The sequence below is a fragment of the Elioraea sp. genome, from assembly GCF_051860475.1.
In the GTDB taxonomy this organism is placed as follows: Bacteria; Pseudomonadota; Alphaproteobacteria; order Acetobacterales; family Acetobacteraceae; genus Elioraea.
Genome location: NZ_JBHYDW010000123.1, coordinates 1 through 13603, shown reverse-complemented (window position 1 = coordinate 13603; position 13603 = coordinate 1). Strand labels below are relative to the sequence as shown.

The 13603-nt window shown below is 69.9% G+C and carries 15 protein-coding genes and 1 tRNA gene; 15 read left to right on the top strand and 1 reads right to left on the bottom strand.

What is annotated here, in order from left to right; translation table 11 throughout:
• The 15 genes from ACTIFU_RS18095 to ACTIFU_RS18025 form a co-directional block, all read left to right on the top strand.
• Positions 1-697 (top strand): hypothetical protein (locus tag ACTIFU_RS18095; protein ID WP_439579719.1); only part of this gene is annotated, 697 nt, incomplete at its 5' end.
• 56 nt (positions 698-753) lie between these two features.
• Positions 754-1455, top strand: a complete 702-nt coding sequence (gene hisG, locus ACTIFU_RS18090) for an ATP phosphoribosyltransferase (protein ID WP_439579718.1) — start codon at positions 754-756, stop codon at positions 1453-1455.
• Positions 1452-2744 carry a histidinol dehydrogenase gene (gene hisD, locus ACTIFU_RS18085; protein ID WP_439579717.1) on the top strand — a complete coding sequence of 431 codons (1293 nt, stop codon included), beginning with the start codon at positions 1452-1454 and terminating at the stop codon, positions 2742-2744. Before hisG ends, hisD begins: the two co-directional genes overlap by 4 nt.
• Positions 2745-2918: 174 nt before the next feature.
• Positions 2919-3137 (top strand): translation initiation factor IF-1, encoded by a 219-nt coding sequence (gene infA, locus ACTIFU_RS18080; protein ID WP_439579716.1) that lies wholly within the window; start codon positions 2919-2921, stop codon positions 3135-3137.
• A complete protein-coding gene (locus ACTIFU_RS18075) occupies positions 3134-3763 on the top strand; it encodes a Maf family protein (protein ID WP_439579715.1) in 630 nt (209 codons plus the stop codon). The genes infA and ACTIFU_RS18075 overlap by 4 nt, the downstream gene beginning before the upstream one ends.
• Positions 3739-4959 (top strand): ribonuclease E/G, encoded by a 1221-nt coding sequence (locus ACTIFU_RS18070; RefSeq protein WP_439579714.1) that lies wholly within the window; start codon positions 3739-3741, stop codon positions 4957-4959. The genes ACTIFU_RS18075 and ACTIFU_RS18070 overlap by 25 nt, the downstream gene beginning before the upstream one ends.
• A complete protein-coding gene (locus ACTIFU_RS18065; RefSeq protein WP_439579713.1) occupies positions 4952-5170 on the top strand; it encodes a DNA gyrase inhibitor YacG in 219 nt (72 codons plus the stop codon). The genes ACTIFU_RS18070 and ACTIFU_RS18065 overlap by 8 nt, the downstream gene beginning before the upstream one ends.
• Positions 5161-5236, top strand: a tRNA-Phe gene (locus tag ACTIFU_RS18060). The genes ACTIFU_RS18065 and ACTIFU_RS18060 overlap by 10 nt, the downstream gene beginning before the upstream one ends.
• Positions 5237-5417: 181 nt before the next feature.
• Entirely contained in the window at positions 5418-6338 is a 921-nt protein-coding gene (locus tag ACTIFU_RS18055) for a hypothetical protein (protein ID WP_439579712.1), read from the top strand.
• A gap of 206 nt (positions 6339-6544) precedes the next feature.
• On the top strand, positions 6545-7603 hold the full coding sequence (locus ACTIFU_RS18050) for an ABC transporter ATP-binding protein (RefSeq protein ID WP_439579711.1): 1059 nt from the start codon (positions 6545-6547) through the stop codon (positions 7601-7603).
• A 20-nt stretch (positions 7604-7623) separates the two neighbouring features.
• Complete coding sequence (locus ACTIFU_RS18045) at positions 7624-8907, top strand: ABC transporter substrate-binding protein (protein ID WP_439579710.1); 1284 nt, start codon at positions 7624-7626, stop codon at positions 8905-8907.
• Positions 8908-8926: 19 nt separating this feature from the next.
• Positions 8927-10216, top strand: a complete 1290-nt coding sequence (locus ACTIFU_RS18040) for an ABC transporter substrate-binding protein (protein WP_439579709.1) — start codon at positions 8927-8929, stop codon at positions 10214-10216.
• Positions 10217-10266: 50 nt separating this feature from the next.
• Positions 10267-11142: a carbohydrate ABC transporter permease gene (locus ACTIFU_RS18035; RefSeq protein WP_439579708.1), complete on the top strand. Its 876-nt coding sequence runs from the start codon at positions 10267-10269 to the stop codon at positions 11140-11142.
• Positions 11139-11999, top strand: coding sequence for a carbohydrate ABC transporter permease (locus tag ACTIFU_RS18030; RefSeq protein WP_439579707.1), 861 nt, complete (start codon positions 11139-11141; stop codon positions 11997-11999). Before ACTIFU_RS18035 ends, ACTIFU_RS18030 begins: the two co-directional genes overlap by 4 nt.
• A gap of 75 nt (positions 12000-12074) precedes the next feature.
• Complete coding sequence (locus tag ACTIFU_RS18025) at positions 12075-12983, top strand: SDR family oxidoreductase (protein WP_439579706.1); 909 nt, start codon at positions 12075-12077, stop codon at positions 12981-12983.
• 33 nt (positions 12984-13016) lie between these two features.
• Here the strand turns inward: ACTIFU_RS18025 and ACTIFU_RS18020 are convergent, their stop codons facing one another.
• Entirely contained in the window at positions 13017-13586 is a 570-nt protein-coding gene (locus ACTIFU_RS18020; protein WP_439579720.1) for a hypothetical protein, read from the bottom strand.
• Between the last annotated feature and the right edge of the window lie 17 nt (positions 13587-13603).

Sequence of the window (13603 nt, the reverse complement as noted above, 5' to 3'; positions counted from 1 at the left end):
GATGCCGGCGATGGCGACGGCCGAGCGCTGCACCGCACCGCCCGAGCTCACCGCTGCCGGCGACACCTTCCCCCAGGCGGCGCGCGCCGCCAACCGCAACCGTCGCCTGGCCGTGCTGGTGATCGGCTCGGGCTCGACCGCTGGGGGCGGCACCTCCGGGCCGGAGTCTGCCTATCCCGCCCGGCTGCGGGAGGACCTGGGCGTGCTGCTGCCCGGGGTGGCAATCGATGTCGCCGCACGGGGCGGGCGGGGCCTGACCGCGCGGGACCTGCTCACGCTGCTTGACGGCACTCTGCCAGAGGTAGAGCCCGATCTGGTGATCTGGCAGACCGGCACCGTGGACGCGGTGCGCGGCCTCGACCCCGACCTGTTCGCCTCCACTTTGGTCGCGGGCTTCGTCAAGGTGAGCGAGGCCAAGGCCGATCTGGTGCTGATGGACATGCAGTTCAGCCGCTTCGGCCGCGCGGCGGTGAACTACGGCCCGTATCGCGAGGCGATGCAGGCCGTGGCCGTGGCGGCGCCGAACGGCATGCTGTTCCGCCGCTACGACCTGATGCGCCACTGGGCCGAGACTGGCCAGGTGGATGTGGAGCGCGCTCCGCGCGTCGCCTGGCCGCGCGAGACTGACCGGCTGCATGCCTGCCTGGGCAGGGCCTTGGCGGAGACGATCGTAGCGGGCATGCGGCTGTCGCGATAGCAGCCTCGCGGGCGCGGGGTGGCGCTGAGCTCGGGGGCGATGCTACCACCATCGTTGTGACCGTCTCCCTCCCCGCCGACGCGACGCGCCGCCTGCGCGATCCCGATGCGCCGCTGGTGCTGGCCCTGCCGAAGGGCCGGATCCTGAAGGAGCTCGCGCCGCTGCTCGAGCGCGCCGGCGTCGAGCCCGCACCCGACTATCTCGACGAGGACAGCCGGCGGCTGCGCTTCCCGACCAGCGCGCGCGGGCTCGACGTGGTGCGCGTGCGGCCGTTCGATGTCGCCACCTTCGTCGCGTTCGGCGCGGCTGCGATCGGCGTGGTCGGCTCGGACGTGCTGATGGAGTTCGACTACCCCGAGCTCTACGCCCCGCTCGACCTGCGGCTGGGGCGCTGCCGCCTCTCCATCGCGGCGCCGCACGAGCATGGCATCAGCGAGGACCCATCCCGCTGGAGCCAGGTTCGGGTCGCGAGCAAGTATCCGAACATCGCACGCCGCCACTTCGCCACGCGTGGGGTGCAGGCGGAAGTGATCGAGCTCTCCGGCGCGATGGAGCTCGCCCCCTCGCTCGGGCTGTCGCGGCTGATCCTCGATCTGGTCCAGACGGGCTCGACGCTGCGCGCGAACGGGCTGGTCGAGATCGAGCACGTGGCGGATGTCTCGTCGCGGCTGATCGTCAACCGCACGGCGCTGAAGACGCGGCCCGAACAGATCGGCGCCTGGATGGCGCGGTTCCGCGCCGCCGTGGCGGCCGGATGAGCGGCCCGCGCCGGCTCGCCACGGCCGAGCCCGGGTTCGAGGCGGATTTCGCGGCGCTGCTGGCCGACCGCGAGCAGGCGGTGCCCGGGGTGGTCGAGGTGGTGGCGGCGATCCTTGCCGCGGTGCGGGCCGACGGCGATGCGGCGGTCGCGCGCTACACCTCGCGCTTCGACCGGCTGGACCTGACCCCCGATCAGTTCGCGATCGGCCCGGACGAGATCGTGGCGGCGGTCGCAGAAGTCCCCGGTGATCTGCGCGGTGCGATCGATCTCGCGGCACGGCGGATCGAAGCATTCCATCGCGCGCAGATGCCGGCCGACCTCGCCACGCGCGACAACGCCGGCGTGCATCTCGGCATGCGCTGGGGGCCGCTCGATGCGGTCGGCATCTACGTGCCGGGCGGCAAGGCGGCCTACCCGTCCTCGGTGCTGATGAACGCGATGCCGGCGCGCGTCGCCGGCGTGGCGCGCATCGCAATGTGCGTGCCCGCGCCGGATGGTGTGCTGAACCCGGCGGTGCTGGCGGCGGCACAACGCGCGGGTGTTGCCGAGATCTACCGCATCGGCGGGGCGCAGGCGGTCGCCGCGCTCGCCTACGGCACCGAGACGATCGCGCCGGTGGATCGCATTGTCGGTCCGGGAAACGCCTATGTGGCCGAGGCGAAGCGGCAGGTGTTCGGCCATGTCGGCATCGATTCGATCGCCGGCCCCTCCGAGGTGCTGGTGATCGCGGACGCGACCGCGCGGCCGGAGTGGGTCGCGGTCGATCTGCTCGCGCAGGCCGAGCACGATGAGGCCGCGCAGGCGGTGCTGGTCACGCCCGATGCGGCGCTGGCGGATGCGGTGGCGGTGGCGGTCGAGCGCGCGCTGGCGACACTGCCGCGAACGGCGGTGGCCGGCGCGTCGTGGCGCGCGCACGGCGCCGTGATCGTGGTGCGCGATCTCGACGAGGCGGCCGAGCTGGCGAACCGGCTGGCACCCGAGCATCTGGAGCTCGCGGTTGCGGAGCCAGCGCGGCTGTTCGCGCGCATCCGCCACGCGGGAGCGGTCTTCCTCGGGCATCACGCGCCAGAGGCGATCGGCGACTATGTCGCTGGTCCCAACCATGTGCTGCCGACCAGCCGTACGGCCCGCTTCGCCTCTGGGTTGTCGGTGTTCGACTTCCTCAAGCGCACCACCTGGGTGGCGGCCGACGCGGCGGCGCTCGCCGCGATCGGACCAGCGGCGGTCCGTCTGGCGGAGGCGGAGGGGCTCGGGGCCCACGCGCTGTCGGTGTCGATGCGGATGTAGGTGGGCGAGGAGGAGCTTGCGGGCAGAGGGCAGGGTTTGGGTTTGGGTTTGGGTTTGGATCTGCACCGCTGGCCAGGGCGCCACCTGCGCGCGGCCCCCTTCGCTGTCCTTGACCCTTGTTTTGCCGGGGATCATGTTCCCGGCCCAGTCGAATGCCCCTTGGAAAGAGGTCTGATGCCGAAAGAGGACATGATCGAGTTCGACGGCATGGTGACGGAGCTGCTGCCCAACGCCATGTTCCGCGTGAAGCTCGACAACGAGCACGTCATTCTTGCCCACACCTCGGGCAAGATGCGCAAGAACCGGATCCGCGTGCTGGCGGGTGACCGGGTGAAGGTCGAAATGACGCCCTACGACCTGACGAAGGGCAGGATCACCTTCCGCTTCAAGTGACGGCCAGTCCGGCCTCTGCCGCGCAGGCGCGCGGCCTGTTCGTGCTTGCGTCCTCCTCGCCGCGACGGCGCGACCTGCTCAACCAGATCGGGATCGTGCCCGACGTGATCGCGCCAGCGGAGATCGACGAGACCCCGCTTCGCCGTGAGCTTCCCGCGCGGATGGCGCGACGTTTGGCGCGCGCGAAGGCCGAGGCGGTGGCGGTCGCGCATCCCGGGGCCCTGGTGCTGGGTGCGGACTCGGTGGTCGCGGCCGGGCGGCGGGCCTTGCCGAAGGCCGAGACCGAGGACGAGGCTCGCGCGTGCCTGGCGCTGCTCTCGGGCCGGCGCCATCGCGTCCACGCGGGCGTTTGCGCGATCGCTCCGGATGGGCGGCGGGCCGAGCGCCTCGTCACCACGACCGTGACGTTCAAGCGACTGACGCCGGCGGAGATCGCCGGCTATCTCGCGACCGGCGAGTGGCACGGCAAGGCCGGCGGCTACGCCATCCAGGGCCGGGCCGGCGCGTTCGTGCGGTTCGTTTCCGGCTCGTACAGTGCCGTGGTCGGGCTGCCGCTCGCCGAGACGGCGGCGTTGCTGACCGGGCTCGGCTTTCCCCCGCGATGGGTCGCGTCGAGCGGCTGCTGATCACGTGCGGCCCGGGCGAGCGCCGGCTGGTCGGGCTGGCGGGCGACCAGGTGATCGCGTTCGGACTCGAACGCCTGGGTCATCCGGATCGCGTCGGCGAGGTGCATCGCGCGCGCGTGGTCTCGGTGGTCCCGGGGCTCGCCGGCGCGTTCGTCGCGCTGGCGGACGGCGTCCAGGCGTTCCTCCCGGCCGAGGAGGCTGATCCGGAGCGCCTTGAGGGTGCGGCGGTGCGGCCGATCGGAACGCTGCTGCGCGAAGGACAGGCGATGATGGTGCGCGTCGTGCGCGCGGCGATGGGCAGCAAGGGGCCGCGCGTGACCGCGCGGGTCGAGCCTGCGCTGCGTGAGGCGTCGCCACCGCGGGTGGCTCCGTCGCGGCTGCGCACCGCCCCACCGCTCGCGGCGCAGTGGCTGATGGCGGGCGAAGCGCCAGCGCGGATCGTCGTCGATGAGGCGGACCACGCACTGGCGCTGCGCGCGGCGGTGCCGACGGTGGCGGAGCGGATCGCGGTGCACCGGGGGCCGGCGCCGTTGCTCGACGGTGCGATCGAGACGGAGCTCGCCGCGCTCGCCGAGCCGGAGGTCGAGGTCGCACCGGGAGTCAGGCTGCGCATCGCGATCACGCCCGCGCTGACGGCGATCGACGTCGATCTCTCCGGGGGCGCGGGGCGCGAGGCAGCGCGGCGGCGGCGAGAGTCGGCGAACCGCACGGCCCTGGCCGGGATCGCGCGGCAGGTGGTGCTGCGCAACCTCTCGGGCGTGATCGCGATCGACCTCGCCGGCCTGCCCGGGGGGCGCGGCGCGCGCGAGGCGCTGCGGCTGGCTGCCGAGGCGGTGTTCGCCGCCGATCCGCTTGCCCCGCGCGTGCTTGGGTTCTCGCGCGCGGGCCTGCTCGAGGTGGTGCGGCCGCGGATCCGTCCCCCGCTCGCCGAGTTGCTGGGCACGCCGGTCTGCGCCGTGGTTCCTTCAGCGACGACGACGGCGCTCGCGGCGCTGCGCGCGCTGTGGCGCGAGGCCGAGGCGCGGCCCGGCAGACCGCCGCGGCTCCGCGCCGCACCCGCGGTGATCGACGCGGCACGCGACGAGACGGCCGCGCTCGCGTTCCTCGCCGTACGGCTCGGGCGGGCAGCCGACCTGGTCCCCGATCCGGCGCTGGCGCCGCACGGCTGGAGAGTGGAGGATGCCGGCCATGGCTGAAGCCCGCGCCTCGCGCTGCCCGATCTGCGGCAAGCCGACCGAGGTGCAGTTCCGCCCGTTCTGCTCGCGCCGCTGCGCGGATGTCGACCTGCATCGCTGGTTCAGCGGCGCCTACCGGGTCGAGACCGAGGAGCCGCCCGACCCGGGGTCGGAGTGGACAGGCCCGAGCGATCCGGCTATGACGCCGCCCTCGCGCCGTGGGCCCAGGTAGCTCAGTTGGTAGAGCACGTGACTGAAAATCACGGTGTCGCTGGTTCGATTCCGGCCCTGGGCACCACTTTCTGATTCTGTTTGCGGCGCGACGCTTCCCACCCACGGTTTCTTCAATCAGCATCTCCTCCAACCGCTCAGTGCGCCGATGCGCAAGGGGAAACCGCAGGGACGTTTGGCCTGGCCCGATCGCAGTACCGCTCGTTCTGCCGTAGGGCCCGCCAACGACCTAAGTCGTAGGAAGATGCATGAGCCTGCTGAGCAAAATCCAGGCCGCTCTCCTAGCCGAGGGCTCCGCACTCGGACCAACCCTGCTCAAACTGCGATTCTTGGCCAGTCGGCTTGGAAGCGACAGACTTGAGGATTGGGTACGGCACGAAACGGAGGGTTATCCGAAGGACGTTCTTGTGCCGGATTATCGAAAGACAACTATTGCATACAGCGGCGTGTTTCAGGGATACGGACAAATACTTAACGATGTTCCAGTACCTAGTACTTTGATCTCAAAGCACGCATCTCCGCATTGGAAAACATTCGAGATCCGTGAAAGCATCTCCGTAATCGACAGTATCATCATCCGATCCGAGAAAAACGCCCAATTTGCAATCAACGCCGGGGATCTACAGCTACAACTGCAAGACAAGCTTATGGAGCACCACAGGCTCGTGCGGCTCAATGGCCTGTTCGACCTCACGGCGTTCACTAGGGTGCAAGCCGCTGTGCGCGCAAAGGTCCTCGACCTTACGATTGAGTTGGAGAAGAAGGTCCCAGAGGCGGCGACGATCGCCGTCGGTCAAAGGCTCGATGCGCCCAGAAAGGAAGCCGCTGACTCCGTGACGCAAATCACCAACACGACTGTCTATGGAAACGCAACGTTCATTTCCGGAAGTGAGATATCGGGGTCGTTTACCGTCAACGTCGTCAAGGGCGACGCCGCGAGTCTTATCCGGGCGCTTGCCGAGAGAGGGGTGGCAGAAAGCGACGCCAGGGAACTTGCCACGATCGTTGAGGCGGAAACGCCGGGCAGCACAGCAGAAACGCTTGGCAAGCGGACAAAGGACTGGATCGCTGACAAAGCGAGGCAGACGCCCGGAGAGCTATGGGGAATGGGCAAGGCGGCCGCCACAGAACTCATCAAGGGGGCCGTAAAGGCATACTATGGATTGTAGGGTGGAATCTGAATTCATGGCGCTTCAACCCCAGTCCTGGGCACCATGCGCGATCTCCCCGCCCGCGAGCATCGGTTACACACCGCCGCGCGACGATTGCTGCGCCGCATCGTCACGAGCCCTTCACCCAACCGTGAGCGACCTGTGCTAGGGTCAGCGTCATGGTTGCGGGGGCAACGTCGAGGGGAGCGCTCCGCCTCGAGGACGTGGCGCGGCGCTTCGGCGCGACCGCGGCGCTGTCGGGCGTGTCGCTGGGCACCGAGGGCGCGCGCTTCGTCGTCCTGCTCGGCCCATCGGGCTGCGGCAAATCGACCCTGCTGCGGATCGTTGCGGGGCTTGACACACAGCACACCGGCCGGGTGTTCCTGAGCGGGCGCGACGTCACGGGCCTGCCGCCGAAGGAACGCGGCGTGGCGATGGTGTTCCAGAACTACGCCCTCTTTCCCCATCTCTCGGTCGCCGAGAACATCGTGTTCGGCCTGCGCGCGCGCGGAGCGCCCAGGGCGGAACGCGAGGGGCGGCTCGCGCGTGCCGCGGGCATGCTGGGGCTCTCGCAGCTCCTGCACCGGCGACCCAACCAGCTCTCGGGCGGGCAGCAGCAGCGCGTCGCGCTCGCCCGCGCGGTGGTCGCCGAGGCGCCGATCTGCCTGATGGACGAACCGCTCTCCAACCTCGACGCCAAGCTGCGCGCCGAGATGCGCCGCGAGATCCGCGCGCTGCAACAGCGGCTCGGGCTGACCATGATCTATGTCACGCACGACCAGGCCGAGGCGATGTCCATGGCGGACCAGGTCGTGCTGATGAACGACGGGCGGGTTGAGCAGGACGCGACGCCCGCCGAACTCTATGCGCGCCCCGCCTCGCTGTTCGCCGCCGCCTTCATCGGCACCCCGCCGATGTCGCTGCTGCGGCTCGAACCAGGCGCCGATGGCGCCGTGGTGGCGGGCACCTCGGGGCCAGTGGTCGCGCCGGCCGAGGCCGCCGGCGCGATCCTTGGCGCGCGGCCGGAGGAGATCGCGCTGACCGACGGGCCTGGGCTCGCGGTCACGGTCGTTTCGGCAGAGTTCCTCGGCGCCGAGACCGTCCTCTCGTGCTCCGTAGGCGAGGCCGGCGAAACGATCCAGGCGCGCGTTCCCGGCAACCACGCGGTGGCGCCCGGCACGGCGCTCCGCGTGCGCCTGCCGCCCGCGCTGCACCTGTTCGATGCGACCACGGGACGTCGCCTGCCCGAACCGATCCACCGACGCATCCCGGTGGAGGCATGACACCACAACGGAGACGCCACATGACCCTGACCCGACGCCGGGCGCTGCAGACCCTCGCCGCCACCCCTGCCCTCGCCGCGCCCGCCGTGCGCGCGCAGGCACCGGTGGAGATCGTGTTCAACTACCCGATCGCCGTCGGTGGGCCGATCACCCGCATCATCGACGGCTACTGCGCCGATTTCGAGCGCGCCAATCCCGGCTTCCGCGTGCGCCCGATCTACGCCGGCACTTACCAGGACACGCTGACCAAGACGCTGACGGCCGCGCGCGGCGGTGACGCACCCGAAACGGCCTGCCTGCTCTCGGTCGACATCTTCACCCTGATCGACGAGGACGCGATCCTGCCGTGGGACGATCTGCCCGGTGTCGATCGCGCCTGGCTCGACGGTTTCTACCCCGCCTTTCTCGAGAACAGCCGCACGGGTGGCAAGACCTGGGGCATCCCGTTCCAGCGCTCCACCAAGGTGCTCTACTGGAACAAGGAGATGTTCCGCGACGCGGGGCTCAATCCCGAGGTCGCGCCTGCCACCTGGACCGAACAGGTGGAGTTCGCCAAGCGCCTGACCAAGCGCGAGGGCGACCAGGTCGCGCAGTGGGGCATCCAAATCCCCTCCTCCGGCTTCCCCTACTGGCTGTTCCAGGGCCTGACGTCGCAGAACGACGTGCGGCTGATGAACGCGGAGGGTAACCGCACGTTCTACGACGATCCGAAGGTGGTCGAGGCGTTGCAGTACTGGATGGACCTCTCGATGACGCACCGGGTGCATCCGCCCGGCATCGTCGAGTGGGGCACCACGCCGCGCGACTTCTTCGAGCGCAAGGTGGCGATGATGTGGACCACCACCGGCAACCTGACCAACGTCCGCCGCAACGCGCCCTTCCCGTTCGGGGTGGCGATGCTGCCGGCCGGGCGGAGGCGCGGCAGCGCGACGGGCGGCGGCAACATCTACGTGTTCAAGAGGGCGAGCGCGGCGCAGCGCGAGGCAGCGGTGCGGTTCGCAAAGTTCCTCACCGCGCCCGAGCTCGCCGCGCAATGGGGCATCGACACCGGCTACGTCGCGGTCACGCCGGCGGCGTGGGAGACGCAGGCGATGAAGGCCTATGTGGCCGACTTCCCCGCCGCCGCGGTGGCGCGCGACCAGCTGCCCCATGCGGTCGCGGAACTCTCCACGCATGAGAACCAGCGCGTCACCAAGGCGCTGAACGACAACCTCCAGGCGGCGCTCACCGGACGCAAGCAGGCCGGCCCCGCCATGGCGGACGCACAGGCCGAGGCGGAGCGGATTCTCCGCCGTTATCGCTGAGTTCAGACGGAGCCCCCCGATGACTCTCACCCGACGCACGGCGCTCGCCGCCGCTGCTGCCACGCTTGCCGCTCCGGCGGTGGTGCGCGCGCAGCAGGTGCGCGAGCTCACCTTCTACTACCCGATCGCGATCGGCGGTCCGGTGCCGCGGATCATCGACGGCTACTGCGAGGCGTTCCAGCGCCAGAGCGGCATCACCGTGAAGCCGGTGTATTCCGGCTTCTACGGCGAGACGCTGACCAAGGCGGTCACGGCCATCCGCGGCGGCACCGGCCCACACTTCTCGGTGCTGCTCGCGGCCGAACTTCATTCCCTGCGCGACATGGACATCCTCGCTTCGGTCGAGGACATCGACAACTCGGCCGAGACGAAGTCCTGGCTCTCCGGCTTCTTCCCGGCCTTCATGGCGAACAGCCTGGCAGAGGGCAAGACCTGGTCGGTGCCGTTCCAGCGCTCGACCTCGATCTACTTCTACAACAAGGCGATGTTCCGCGAGGCCGGCCTGAACCCGGATGCGCCGCCGCGCACCTGGGCGGCGTTGGTGGATGCGGGCAAGAAGCTCACCCGCCGCGAGGGCGCGGGCGGACGCTGGGGCGTGCAGCTCGCCACCAACCACGGCACCGCACAGTGGACCTTCGGTGCGCTGACAAACCAAGTCGGCCACAAGCTGATGAACGAGGCCGGCACGGAGGTGTACTTCAACCATCCGCGCGCGGTCGAGGCCGCCGCGTTCTGGCGCGACATGGCGTTCACGCACCAGATCACGCCGCAGGGTGTCACTGAGTGGGCCGTCCTGGCGCCCAATTTTCTCCAGGGCTCGGCAGCGATGATCTGGTCCACCACCGGCAACCTGACCAACATCCGCACCAACGCGAGCTTCGAGTTCGGTGTCGCCGGCCTGCCGGGCAAGGAGGCGCCTCGCACCGTCGTCGGCGGTGGCAACCTCTACATCTTCAAGAATGCCAACCCTGCCGAACGCGAGGCGGTGCTGCGCTTCGCCCGCTTCCTCACCTCGCCCGAACTCGCCGCCGACTGGTGCATCAAGACCGGCTATCTCGCGGTGCGTCCGGATGCGTGGGAGACGGACGCGCTGAAGCGCTACACGGCCGAGTTCCCGCCCGCGCTCGTGGCGAAGGAGCAGCTGCCGGTGGCGACCGGCGAGCTCTCCACCTACGAGAACCAGCGCGTCTACAAGGCGCTGAACGACAACCTCCAGGCGTTGCTGACGGGCGCGAAGTCGGCGCAGCAGGCGATGGCGGACGCGCAAGCGGAAGCCGACCGCGTGCTCCGGCCGTACCGCCGCGGCTGAGGGCCCGGGGCGCGGCGCCGGCCGCGCCCCCATGTCCGCCACACGAGACGATGCCGCGACGCACCACCATCCACGCCTGGCTGATGCTGACGCCGGCGCTCGTGCTGCTGTTCGGCTTCACCCACTACCCGGCCGTCGCGACGTTCTGGCACTCGCTGTTCTCCACCCCGCGCGGCAGCCGCCCGTCACGCTGGGTCGGGTTCGAGAACTACGCCTACCTGTTCGAGGATCCGGTGTTCCTCCAGGCGCTGTGGAACAACGCGATCTACGCCCTCGCGACCATTCCGCTCTCCATCGCGATCGCGCTTGCGATGGCGCTCTGGGTGAACAGCCGGATCGCCGGGCGGACGGCGCTGCGCATGGCCTACTTCACCCCGACCGTGCTGCCGATGATCGCGGTCGCGAATCTGTGGCTGTTCTTCTACACGCCCGACTACGGCCTTCTGGACCAGGTCACTGCGCTGCTGTTCGGCTGGGGCCCGACCAACTGGATCGGCTCGCGCGAGACCGCGCTCGGCGCGATGATCGCGGTCGCGGTATGGAAGGAAGCCGGGTTCTTCATGATCTTCTACCTCGCCGCACTCCAGTCGATCCCGCCCTCGCTCTACGAGGCCGCGGCGATCGAGGGAGCCTCGCGGGCGCGGGTGTTCTGGCGCGTCACCGTGCCGCTGCTCGGCCCCACCACGCTGTTCATCCTGGTCAACGCCGTCATCAACGCGTTCCGCCTCGTCGACCACATCATCGTCATGACGCGCGGCGGACCGGACAACGCGACCGCGCTGCTGCTGACCTACATCTACGAACTCGGCTTCCGGTTCTGGGACACCGCCTCCGCCTCGGCGCTGACGATGATCCTGCTCGCGATCCTGGGCGCGACGGCGGCGTTCCAGTTCCTCGTGCTCGAACGCCGGGTGCACTACCGATGAGCACGATCGCGACTGCCGCTGCAGGCACCGAGGCCGCCGCCCCGTCGCGATTCGACGTCTGGATCTGGATCGAGACCGCGGCGGCCTGGCTGTTCGGCATCGTCTGGATCGCGCCGCTGCTCTACGCCGTCTGGGCGGCGATCCATCCGACCGGCTACGCGACGACCTTCGACCTGCTCGCGCCGCTGACGTTCGAGAACTTCGCGACCGCCTGGGTCTCGGCGCCCTTCGCGCGCTACTTCCTCAACACCTTCATCCTGGTGACGATGATCCTGGTTGCGCAGTTCGTGCTGTGCACCCTCGCGGCCTTCGTGTTCGCGCGCGCCGACTTCCCAGGCTCGGGCATCCTGTTCGCGCTCGTGCTCGTGCAGCTGATGATCACGCCCGACGTGCTGCTGGTCGAGAACTACCGCACCATGAGCACGCTCGGCCTGGTCGATACCATCCTCGCGATCGGCCTGCCCTACATGGCCTCCGCCTTCGGAATCTTCCTGCTGCGCCAGACCTTCAAGCAGGTGCCGCTCGAACTCGAGGAGGCCGCGCGCGTCGAGGGCTGCGGCACGATGGCGATCCTGCTGCGCGTGTATGTGCCGCTCGCGAAGCCGACCTACCTTGCCTACGGGCTCGTCTCGGTCTCGTTCCACTGGAACAACTTCCTCTGGCCGCTGGTGATCACCAACTCGGTCGAGACTCGGCCGCTGACCGTCGGGCTCGCGGTGTTCGCGACGCTGGATCAGGGCATCGACTGGGCGATCATCAGTGCCGCGACGCTGATGACCTCCGCGCCGCTGCTGCTCGGCTTCCTGCTGTTCCAGCGCCAGTTCGTGCAGTCCTTCATGCGCGCCGGGATCAAATAGCCGCCCCGGGCTTCCCTGCCCTTGCGCCGGGCCCTACAACCCGGGAGTGGAACACGAGCACGGAGGGAACCGCGCATGATGCTGGCGGGCAAGGTCGCGATCGTCACCGGCGCGGGACGTGGGATCGGCCGCGCCATCGCGCTCGCGATGGCCAAGGCGGGGGCCGCCGTGGTGGTGAACGATGTCGGCGCCTCGGTCGCCGGCACCGGCAGCGACGAGGGCCCGGGCGCGGAGACGCTCAAGGCGATCACGGAGGCAGACGGACGCGCGGTGCTGAACACCGACAGCGTCGCGGAGTGGGACAGCGCACAGCGCATCGTCGCGCGCGCGACCGAGGCGTTCGGCCGGCTCGACATCGTGGTGAACAACGCCGGCATCCTGCGCGACGCGATCTTCCACAAGATGTCGATCGAGGACTGGCTCGCGGTGATCGGCGTGCACCTGAACGGCAGCTTCTTCGTCTCCCGTGCCGCCGCGCCGATCTTCCGCGAGCAGGGCTCGGGCGCGTACGTGCACATGACCTCGACCTCGGGGCTGATCGGCAATGTCGGCCAGGCGAACTACGCGGCCGCCAAGCTCGGCATCGCGGCGCTGTCGAAGTCGATCGCGCTCGACATGGAACGGTTCGGCGTGCGCTCGAACTGCATCAGCCCGTTCGCGTGGAGCCGGATGATCGGCTCGATTCCGACCGACACGCCCGAGCAGCAGGCGCGCGTGGCGAAGCTGCAGCGGATGACACCGGATACGATCGCACCGCTGGCGGTCTATCTCGCCTCGGATGCGGCGAAGGGTGTCACGGGCCAGATCTTCGGCATGCGCCAGAACGAGCTGATCCTGTTCAGCCAGAGCCGGCCGCTGCGCACGGTGCATCGCGACGCGGGCTGGACGCCGGAGACGATCGCCGAGCACGCGATCCCCGCCCTGCGTGCGCATTTCCACGCGCTGGAACGCAGCGGCGATGTGTTCTCCTGGGACCCGGTCTGAGCCAGGAGGCCATCGCGGGCGACACGCCGCAGGTCATTCTGCGGCGCCGGCCGGGCGACGTCCTGCGCATCCGGCCCGACCGCCACCGCCGGCACCCTCCGCGCCGCCCGCCCACCAGCCCCGCATGCGCCACCCGCTCGCCACGACTCGAACCCTTGGCGAGCGCGGATCACGCTGGTGCCTCGGCGAAACAGGCGTGACCGGGCGCGCATGGTCGGTGCTCGGAATCAGTCGGTCGGCGACGGGGCGTCCGTTCACCAACGGGTGCTGCTCGGTGGCGGTGGCGCGCGTCAGGCTCGGCGGGCTGATCACGCCGGCAAGCGCCGAGGTTCCGCGCTCGGATGCGACCTCGACCGCATGCCCGGCGAGATCGGGGATCGCGCGGCGATGCGCCGGGACCGATCCGATGGCGGCACGGCGAGCGCCTCGCGCCCGTCGAGCGTCACGGTGAAGCCGACATCCGGGTGCCCCAGAGCCAGCCGGCGCACCGCCTGCACGCACGCCGCCGCGCAGATTGGTGGAGAGGGCGGCGAGATGCGCGCCGATCCGCGCCTCGCCCAGCTTCTCCGCCAGCCAGGCGCGCGCGACCGCGGCATTCGCCATGGTCTCCTGGGTGGTGA

What these genes read in the sequence shown, in the direction of transcription:
- hisD (WP_439579717.1), top strand. Translation starts at nt 1,452, where the DNA reads ATGAGCGGCCCGCGCCGGCTCGCCACGGCCGAGCCCGGGTTCGAGGCG.
- infA (WP_439579716.1), top strand. Translation starts at nt 2,919, where the DNA reads ATGCCGAAAGAGGACATGATCGAGTTCGACGGCATGGTGACGGAGCTG.
- ACTIFU_RS18070 (WP_439579714.1), top strand. Translation starts at nt 3,739, where the DNA reads ATGGGTCGCGTCGAGCGGCTGCTGATCACGTGCGGCCCGGGCGAGCGC.
- ACTIFU_RS18065 (WP_439579713.1), top strand. Translation starts at nt 4,952, where the DNA reads ATGGCTGAAGCCCGCGCCTCGCGCTGCCCGATCTGCGGCAAGCCGACC.
- ACTIFU_RS18055 (WP_439579712.1), top strand. Translation starts at nt 5,418, where the DNA reads ATGAGCCTGCTGAGCAAAATCCAGGCCGCTCTCCTAGCCGAGGGCTCC.
- ACTIFU_RS18045 (WP_439579710.1), top strand. Translation starts at nt 7,624, where the DNA reads ATGACCCTGACCCGACGCCGGGCGCTGCAGACCCTCGCCGCCACCCCT.
- ACTIFU_RS18040 (WP_439579709.1), top strand. Translation starts at nt 8,927, where the DNA reads ATGACTCTCACCCGACGCACGGCGCTCGCCGCCGCTGCTGCCACGCTT.
- ACTIFU_RS18035 (WP_439579708.1), top strand. Translation starts at nt 10,267, where the DNA reads ATGCCGCGACGCACCACCATCCACGCCTGGCTGATGCTGACGCCGGCG.
- ACTIFU_RS18030 (WP_439579707.1), top strand. Translation starts at nt 11,139, where the DNA reads ATGAGCACGATCGCGACTGCCGCTGCAGGCACCGAGGCCGCCGCCCCG.
- ACTIFU_RS18025 (WP_439579706.1), top strand. Translation starts at nt 12,075, where the DNA reads ATGATGCTGGCGGGCAAGGTCGCGATCGTCACCGGCGCGGGACGTGGG.
- ACTIFU_RS18020 (WP_439579720.1), bottom strand. Translation starts at nt 13,586, where the DNA reads ATGGCGAATGCCGCGGTCGCGCGCGCCTGGCTGGCGGAGAAGCTGGGC.